The 8,115-nt window shown below is 69.9% G+C and carries 8 protein-coding genes; 2 read left to right on the top strand and 6 right to left on the bottom strand.

The features are described from left to right. The 3 genes from AC6EI8_RS21730 to AC6EI8_RS21740 all read right to left on the bottom strand — a co-directional run. The coding region (locus AC6EI8_RS21730) for a paraquat-inducible protein A (protein ID WP_498382850.1) at nucleotides 1–755 on the bottom strand (755 nt) is incomplete at its 3' end. Beyond that, nucleotides 752–1,411: a paraquat-inducible protein A gene (locus AC6EI8_RS21735; protein WP_149317106.1), complete on the bottom strand. Its 660-nt coding sequence runs from the start codon at nucleotides 1,409–1,411 to the stop codon at nucleotides 752–754. The genes AC6EI8_RS21735 and AC6EI8_RS21730, both read right to left, overlap by 4 nt. 221 nt (nucleotides 1,412–1,632) lie before the next feature. Continuing rightward, on the bottom strand, nucleotides 1,633–2,055 hold the full coding sequence (locus tag AC6EI8_RS21740) for an Lrp/AsnC family transcriptional regulator (RefSeq protein WP_498382851.1): 423 nt from the start codon (nucleotides 2,053–2,055) through the stop codon (nucleotides 1,633–1,635). 209 nt (nucleotides 2,056–2,264) lie between these two features. Here AC6EI8_RS21740 and AC6EI8_RS21745 point away from each other — a divergent pair, with 209 nt between their 5' ends. Together AC6EI8_RS21745 and ocd are read left to right on the top strand one after the other, a co-directional pair. Then, the gene (locus tag AC6EI8_RS21745; RefSeq protein ID WP_149316882.1) at nucleotides 2,265–3,173 is read left to right on the top strand and encodes a dimethylarginine dimethylaminohydrolase family protein; all 909 of its coding nucleotides are present in this window, start codon (nucleotides 2,265–2,267) and stop codon (nucleotides 3,171–3,173) included. A 53-nt stretch (nucleotides 3,174–3,226) separates the two neighbouring features. Further along, complete coding sequence (ocd, locus tag AC6EI8_RS21750; protein WP_498382853.1) at nucleotides 3,227–4,312, top strand: ornithine cyclodeaminase; 1,086 nt, start codon at nucleotides 3,227–3,229, stop codon at nucleotides 4,310–4,312. A 163-nt stretch (nucleotides 4,313–4,475) separates the two neighbouring features. Here ocd and AC6EI8_RS21755 read toward each other — a convergent pair whose 3' ends face one another. The 3 genes from AC6EI8_RS21755 to AC6EI8_RS21765 form a co-directional block, all read right to left on the bottom strand. Further along, nucleotides 4,476–4,847, bottom strand: a complete 372-nt coding sequence (locus AC6EI8_RS21755; RefSeq protein WP_149316883.1) for a hypothetical protein — start codon at nucleotides 4,845–4,847, stop codon at nucleotides 4,476–4,478. Nucleotides 4,848–5,033: 186 nt separating this feature from the next. Further along, complete coding sequence (locus AC6EI8_RS21760; protein WP_149316884.1) at nucleotides 5,034–6,362, bottom strand: sigma-54-dependent transcriptional regulator; 1,329 nt, start codon at nucleotides 6,360–6,362, stop codon at nucleotides 5,034–5,036. Further along, on the bottom strand, nucleotides 6,343–8,115 hold a 1,773-nt coding region (locus tag AC6EI8_RS21765), incomplete at its 5' end, for a sensor histidine kinase (RefSeq protein ID WP_498382852.1). The genes AC6EI8_RS21765 and AC6EI8_RS21760, both read right to left, overlap by 20 nt.

Here is an 8,115-nt window from a genome sequence, read left to right on the forward strand (position 1 = left end):
CCGGCCGCGCGGCCATGCGCGTGGTCCTCCGCGTGGTCGTGCGCATCCCACAGCAGGCGCGGGTCGAACGACAGCGAGGCCAGCATGGTCAGCACCACCACCATGCCGAACGCCGCCGCGCCGGTGCCCGGGTCGACCTGGGCCAGCGCGCCGGCGCGCACCAGCGAGGCCAGCAGCGCCACCACGAAGATATCGAGCATCGACCACCGGCCGATCAGCTCGACCAGCCCATACAGCTTCGTCTGTTGCCGCAGCCGCCAGGTCGAGCGCAGATGCACCGACAGCAGCAGGAAGGTCAGGATCATCATCTTCAGCAGCGGCACCACGATGCTGGCGATCAGCACCACGATGGCGAGCATGCGCGAGCCCGACAACCACAGATAGATGATCCCCGACAGGATCGTGTCCTCCTGCGTGCCGAGGATCGAGCGGGTGATCATGATCGGCAGCACGTTGGCCGGTATGTACAGGATGTAGGCGGCCAGCAGGAAGGCCCAGGTCCGCGTCAGGCTGGCCGGCTTGCGATGGTGCAGCGTCGCGCCGCAGCGGCGGCACGGCTGGCCCTCCTGGTCGATCGGGCTGAGCGCGTCGCAGGCGTGGCAGGACAGCAGGCCCATCGACGTCGCGGTCGGCACCTCCGGCAGCGGCGTGCGTTCGTCGTCGTCGGCGAGCTCCTGCACGACGCCGGCGACCACCTCGCGCGAGCGGCGCAGCGCGCGCTGGCGCACCGAGGGTTTGGGATCGCGGGGATTCATCGCTGCGCCTCCCCCTGGCGCCGCTCGGCATGGCGCCACAGGTCGCGCGGATCGTAGGTCAGCATCGTCGCCAGCACGATCACCAGCGCACCGAACGACCACAGCGCGATGCCAGGCAGCACCTGGGCCATTGTCGAGAGCTTCACCAGCGTGACCAGCACGCCCATCATGAAGACCTCGAGCATGCCCCACGGGCGGGTCTGGCGGATGCCGCGCATGATGCGTTCGAAGCCCGGGGGGACGGTGCCGCGCATCAGCGGCACCAGCAGATAGGCCATCATCAGCATCTCGGCCAGCGGGAACACGATGGTGGTGGCGAACACCAGCACCGCCACCAGCGTCATGTTGTCGGCCTGCAGCGCCTGGACGGCGCCCCATAGCGTGGTGCGCGTGCGCACGCCCTGCAGGTCCATCTCGACGATGGGATAGGCGTTCGACACGATGAACAGGATCAGCGCGGTCAGCACCAGCGGCAGCAGCCGCCGATAGGCGCGCCGGCTCTCGTGGTACAGCTCGCCGCCGCAGCGCAGGCACTGCGCGCGTTCGCCGGGGCCGAGCACGAGGCGGCGGTAGACCGCGTCGCAATATTCGCAGGCCACTAGCCGGTCCAGCTCGGCGCGGTCGGTGACGGCAGGGCCCGGCGGGACCCGCTCCATCGACTTTTCAACCGGATTGCCGGACGTCATTCGAACAGATCTCCAACTACCCGCATTGGGAGCGGGAAACACGTCAATATATCGGAATTTCAGTATGTGGCTTTGGGATCACGAAAGCGGGGCTTCGCCGCTGGATGGCGAACGCTGCTTTCCTTCGCTGTCCGCCAATCACCCCGGCAGGGGTCAATGGCAATCGCCATCCCCTTGACCTTCGACCGCCCTCACAGCTTGTAGGTCGACAGCAGGATGCTGGTCTCCGTCGCCGCAATCCCCTCGATCAGCCGGACCCGGTCCAGCGTCCGGTCGAACGCCTCCAGCGTGTCCGCGCGCAGCTCCGCGATGATGTCCCAGCGCCCGTTGGTCGTATGCAGCGTCTGCACGTTCGGCTCGCCGCGCAGGGCCTGCAATACCTTGCCGATGCGGTTGCCTTCCACCGAGATCGTCGTCAGCGCGCGGATGCGGTGCGGCTCCGCCTCGGGCTTGAGCCGCACGGTGTAGCCGACGATCACGCCCGCCTCCTGCAGCTTGTCGATCCGGTTCTGCACGGTCGCGCGCGACAGCCGCAGCGCCTTGGCCAGCGCGGTGGTCGGCGTGCGCGCATTGTCGCGCAGCAGTGCCAGCAGTTGGCGGTCGATATCGTCCATGGCGGCTCGCAGGTCTCGCGGCGGATGGCTTCAAAAACGCCGGCCCATGCCGGCTCGCAGGTTCCCGGCGGATGGCTTGGCAAAACGCCGGCCCATGCCGGCATTCTGTCATAGGGACCGCGCTTTTTGCGCAGTTTGTGCGCTATCCGCTGGCACGCGTGTGCACCACAATCCATTCCGACAATAACCCGAACCGGAAGGAGTGCGGCGTGATCACCGAACCCACCATCCTGCTTGTCGAGCCGACCCACTACGACGTGTCGTACAGCATCAATCCGTGGATGGATCCGCTGCGCTGGGCTGCCGATCCGCAAGGCATGCATCGCGGCGCCCTGCGCGCGTTCGCCGAGCTGCGCGACGCGCTCGAAGCGGCCGGCTTCGCGGTCGAGGTCGCCGCGGGCGAGCCCGGCCTGCCCGACATGGTGTTTCCCGCCAATGCCGCGGTGGTGCTCGACGGCCGCGCGCTGCTGGCGCGCTTTCGCTACCCGCAGCGGCAGGGCGAGGAAGCGCCGTTCGCGCGCCTGTTCGCCGGGCTGCGCGAGCGGGGCCTGCTCGACGAGGTGGCGACGCTGGCCGACGGCTGCTACCAGGAGGGCGCGGGCGACTGCATCTGGGATGCGGTGCGCGGCCACTTCTGGGCCGGCTTCGGGCCGCGTTCGGCCCGCTGCGCGGCCGATGCGGTCGGCGCCTATTTCGGACGCGAAGTGGTCGCCCTGGAGCTCGCCACCGCGCAGAGCTACCACCTCGACGTCTGCTTCTGCCCGCTGGCCGGCGGCGAAATTTTGTACTACCCGCCGGCCTTCACCGAGGCCTCGCTGCGCGAGCTGCACGCGCGGCTGCCGGCCAGCCAGCGCATCGAGGCCAGCGCCGACGACCTGCGGCATTTCAGCGTCAACGCCGTCAATCTGCACGACCGCATCGTGATGGCGCGCACCACGCCTCGCCTGCGCGATGCGCTCGGCAAGCGCGGCTATCGCGTGCAGGAGGTCGATCTCGCGCCGTTCATGCTTTCCGGCGGCGGCGCGTATTGCATGACGCTGCGGCTCGATCGCAGCAGCGGGGCGCGCCAAGGGATCGAGCAAGCGTCCGGCGGCCGGGCCAGCGTCGCGGCGGCCTGACCGTTGACGGGGCCAGGGCCATGGCTTCAGCACAGAACCACAAGGAGACGACGATGAAGGAGACCGCGATGACCCGCTTCCTGGACGCGACGGCGGTGGCGGCCCTGGTGCGCAGCATCGGCGTGCAGACCGCGCTGCGGCAGCTGGCCGAGCACGTGCGGCAGGACTTCCTGCGCTGGCAGCGCTTCGAGAAGTCCGCGCGGCTGGCCAGCCATTCGCCGGTCGGCGTGATCGAGCTGATGCCGGTCACCGACGGCGAACAGTACGCGTTCAAATACGTCAACGGCCATCCGCGCAACGCCGCGCACGCGATGCCGACCGTGATGGCGTTTGGCGCGCTGGCCGAGGTCTCGACCGGCTTTCCGCTGCTGCTGGCCGACATGACGCTGGCGACCGCGCTGCGCACCGCGGCGACCTCGGCGGTCGCCGCCAGGGCGATGGCGCCGCACGGCACCACCGCGATGGCGCTGATCGGCAATGGCGCGCAGGCAGAATTCCAGGTGCTGGCCTTCCACGCGATGCTCGGCGTGCACGAGATCCGCGCCTATGACGTAGACCCAGCGGCGACCGCCAAGCTGCAGCGCAACCTGGCCGGCCTGACCGATACCGGCGAGCAGCGCATCCTGCCGATGGCGTCGATCGACGAGGCGCTGGCCGGCGCGCACATCGTGTCGACGGTGACCGCCGACAAGACCCGCGCCACCATCCTGCGCGACGAGCAGATCGCGCCCGGCGTGCATATCAACGCGGTCGGCGGCGACTGCCCCGGCAAGACCGAACTCGACCCGGCGCTGTTGCGGCGCGCACGCGTCGCGGTCGAATACGAGCCGCAGTCGCGGCTCGAAGGCGAGATCCAGCAGATGCCGGCGGACTTCCCGGTCATCGAGCTGTGGCGAATCCTGAATGGCGAGGTGCCGGGCCGCACCGCGGTCGAGGACGTGACGCTGTTCGATTCGGTGGGCTTCGCGCTGGAAGACTATTCGACGCTGCGCTGGCTGCACGCCGCCGCCTGCGCGCGGCACGCGGGGCGCTATGTGGAGCTGGTGGCGACGCCCGACGATACGCGGGATCTATATGGCTGGCTGATGCGGCAGGACGAAGCCGACGGCGCGCCGGTCACGCGGCGGGCGGCCGCTTGAGGGAGCCGCGCCAGCGACCTGGCTGAGCGACCGGGGTGAGCGGCGCGGCTGGGCGACTCGACTGAGCGGCTTGACTGGGCGGCTTGACTGAGCGTCTTGACTGGGCGTCTTGACTGGGCGTCTTGACTGGGCGACCGGCCCGAGCGCAAGCGCCGCCCGCGGTTCAGATCCACACCGCCGGATGGCGCATCAATCGCTGCACCCGCACGAAGGCTTCGACTTCGTCGTCGGTCGGCGCCTTCAGGAACACCATGATGCCCCAGCGCTGCAAGGTCTCCGCCATGCCGCGCGCAGCCTCGTCGGGCGCCACGACGGCGAACAGCACATGGCGCGCCGTGCAGAACGACTGCAGCTTCTCCAGCGGCTCGAGGTCGCTCTCGCGCAGGCGCTCGACCTGGCACAGCACCAGCGTCGGGTGCGAATCGCCGGCGCCCATATAGGTGATCAGGGTCGCCTTGCCGCGCGTCAGCACGGTCCTCTCGAACGGCGACCGGTGGCTCGACATGCCGGCGCAGGATCTGGGATCGGGCTTCATCGCGTGGCTTCCTGGCAGGGAACGGGCCGGGCCGGCCGCCGTGCGGCCGCTCCGGGCATGGCGCCGAGAATCGTGGCCGCGGCGCTTTTGCGCTGAGTATCCCTGTTGCGGTGGCCGCCGCTCTGTTCGCTAGCCGACAGAGGGCGCGGGCCCGGGCGGGGGCTGCCGGCGGCTGCCGACGGCGGCTTACAGCCCGTACTTCCTGACCTTGTCGAACAACGTCGTCTTGGCCACCCCCAACGCCTCACTAGCCCGGCTCAAATTCCCCTCATGCCGCCGCAGCGCATCCGCGATCAACGCCCGCTCGAATTGCTCCACCGCCTGCGCCAGCGGCAATAGGGCCGGTTCCTCGGTGCCCTGTTCGGGATTGCAGCCCAGGCCAAGCACATGCCGCTCGGCCAGGTTGCGCAGCTCGCGCACATTGCCGGGCCACGGATAGGCGACCAGCCGTGCGAGTTCGGCGGGGGAGGCGGGACGCGCGTCGCGCTCGAAGCGCAGCGCCGCCTGCGCGACGAAGTGGTCGAACAGCAGCGGCACGTCCTCGCGCCGCTCGCGCAGCGGCGGCAGTTCCAGCGTGATCACGTTGAGCCGGTAGTAGAGGTCGGCGCGGAACTGGCCGGCGTCGGCCAGGGCCTTGAGGTCGGCCTTGGTCGCCGCGACCACGCGGGCGTCGACCGGCACCGGCGTATTGGAGCCGAGCCGTTCGACCACGCGCTCCTGCAGCACGCGCAGCAGCTTGATCTGCATCGACATCGGCATGCTCTCGATTTCGTCGAGGAACAGCGTGCCGCCCTCGGCGTGTTCGATCTTGCCGATGCGGCGCTTGGCGGCGCCGGTGAAGGAGCCGGCCTCGTGACCGAAGATTTCGCTCTCGAACAGCTGCTCCGGCAACCCGCCGCAGTTGATCGGCACGAAGTTGCGCGCGTGGCGGGTGCTGGCGTCGTGCAGGCAGCGCGCCACCAGTTCCTTGCCGGTGCCGGTCTCGCCGTGGATCAGCACATTGGCGCTGGTGTCGGCAAGATCGGCGATCAGGCGGCGCAGCCGTTCCATCGCCGGCGACACGCCGATCAGCCGCGCCTCGAGCCGTTCGCGGCCGGCCAACCGGTCGCGCAGTTCGGCGACCTCAAGTGCAAGGCGGCGCTGCTCCAGCGCGCGGCGCGCGACCTCGACCAGCCGCTCGGGGGCAAAGGGCTTTTCCAGGAAGTCGTAGGCGCCTTGCTTCATCGCCTGCACCGCCAGGCCGACGTCGCCATGGCCGGTGATCATCACCACAGGCAGCGCGGCGTCGCGGGCCTTGAGCTGCGCCAGCAGCGCCATGCCGTCGATGCCGGGCAGGCGGATGTCGCTGACGACGATGCCGGGGAAGTGCGGCGCCACCGTCTGCAGCGCGGCCTCGGCCGTGCCGACGGCGCGCGTGGCGATGCCTTCGAGGCGCAGCGCCTGTTCGCAGCCCAGCCGGACGTCGGCGTCGTCCTCGACGATCAGTACCGACAGGTCATTGAGTTTGGGCGCCATTGTGTGTCTCCTTGCCGGCCATCGGCAGCACCATCGTGAAGCAGGCGCCGCCGTCGGGATGATTGCTGGCGACCAGCGTGCCGCCGTATTCGTCCAGGATGCCGGCCGACAGCGTCAGGCCGAGGCCCAGACCCTGTCCCGCCGGCTTGGTGGTGAAGAAGGGTTCGAACAGCCGCGCGAACGCTTCCTCGGACAGGCCGGGGCCGTTGTCGCGGACGGTGCAGCGGACCATGCCTTCGGCCACCGCGGCGCGCAGCTCGAGACGGGCCGGCTGGGCACCTTGCGCCGGGCCGGCCGCCATCGCGTCGAGCGCATTGCCGATCAGGTTGACCAGCACCTGTTCGAGCCGGTTGGGATCGCAGGCGACTGCCAGCGTGCGGTCGACATCGCGCACGATCTGCGGCTGCACCGCCTGCACGCGCGTCTCCAGCAGGAACAGCGCGTTGTCGATCGCATCGGCCAGCAGGGCGCTGCCCTTGCCGTTGCGGCCCGGCTTGCGGGCGAAGGACTTGAGCGCGCCGGTGATGCGGCCCATCTTTTCGACCAGGCCGATGATGGTGCCGAGGTTCGCCTGCGCGGTGGCGAGGTCGCCGCGCGCAAGGAATTTCTGGGTGTTGCCCGACAGCGTGCGCAGCGCGGCCAGCGGCTGGTTCAGCTCGTGCGCGATGCCGGTCGACATCTGTCCGACTGCCGCCAGCTTGCCGGCCTGCAGCAGACCGTCCTGGGCCTGGCGCAGTTCGCGCTCGGTGCGGATGCGCTCGGCGATCTCGGTCTGCAGCAGATGGTTGGCGCTGGTCAGGTCGGCGGTGCGTTCGGCGACCTTGCGTTCGAGCTCGCTGTTGGCGGCCTCGAGCGCGGCGCGCGCGGCCAGCCGCTCGCTGACGATGCGCCGGCGCACGTTCCAGGCGGCGCCGAGCAGCAGCACGAAGGCGGTCAGCACGCCGCACAGCGCGGCGGTGTTCAGCGCCGCCATACGTGCCTGCGACGTATCGGTCAGCAGCGTCAGCTGCCATTCGGTGCCGGGCAGCATCGCGTTCTGCTCGAGCATCGATGGGCCGCGGCGCATGCGTACCAGCGCGTCGCCGTTGTTCATCGCCCGCACGCGAGTGAATTCGAGCGGCTCCAGCGGCGCGCGGTTGTACTGCAGGCTGCGGTTCAGCCGTTCGCGCTGCGCGGCGCTCAGCGGCCGCCGCGCGCGCAGCTTCCACGACGGCTCGGAGGCAAGGATCACCACGCCGTTCTCGTCGGACAGCAGCATCTGCATGTCGGCGCTCTGCCAGCGCTGCTCCAGCGGCTCGAGGCCGACCTTGACCACCGCGACGCCGCTGGGCCGCTGGCCGTTGCCATTGCCCAGGGGCGCCGACAGGTAGTAGCCCGATTCATCGCGCGTGGTGCCGACGCCGTAGAAGCGTCCCAACTGGCCGTCGATGGCGGCCTGGAAGTAGGGGCGGAAGCTCAGGTCTTCGCCCAGATAGCTGTCGGGGCGCTGCCAGTTGCTGGTGGCGCGCACGCGTCCCTGGCGGTCGAGCACGAACACGGCCAGCGTGCCGGCGCGCGCATTGACCGCGGCCAGGTGCGCGTTGGCCGCGGCGACGCGGGCGGAATCCTCGGGCCGCGCCAGCAGCGAGCTGATCTCGTCGTCCAGCGACAGCAGGCTCGGCACGAAGTCGTAGCGCGCCAGTTCGCTGGAGAGGGCCTGGCCGTAGAGCCGCAGCTGCACCTGGCCGCGCTCGGCCTGGCGGGCCAGCGCGGC

Source organism: Cupriavidus sp. R6-3 (assembly GCF_059772245.1).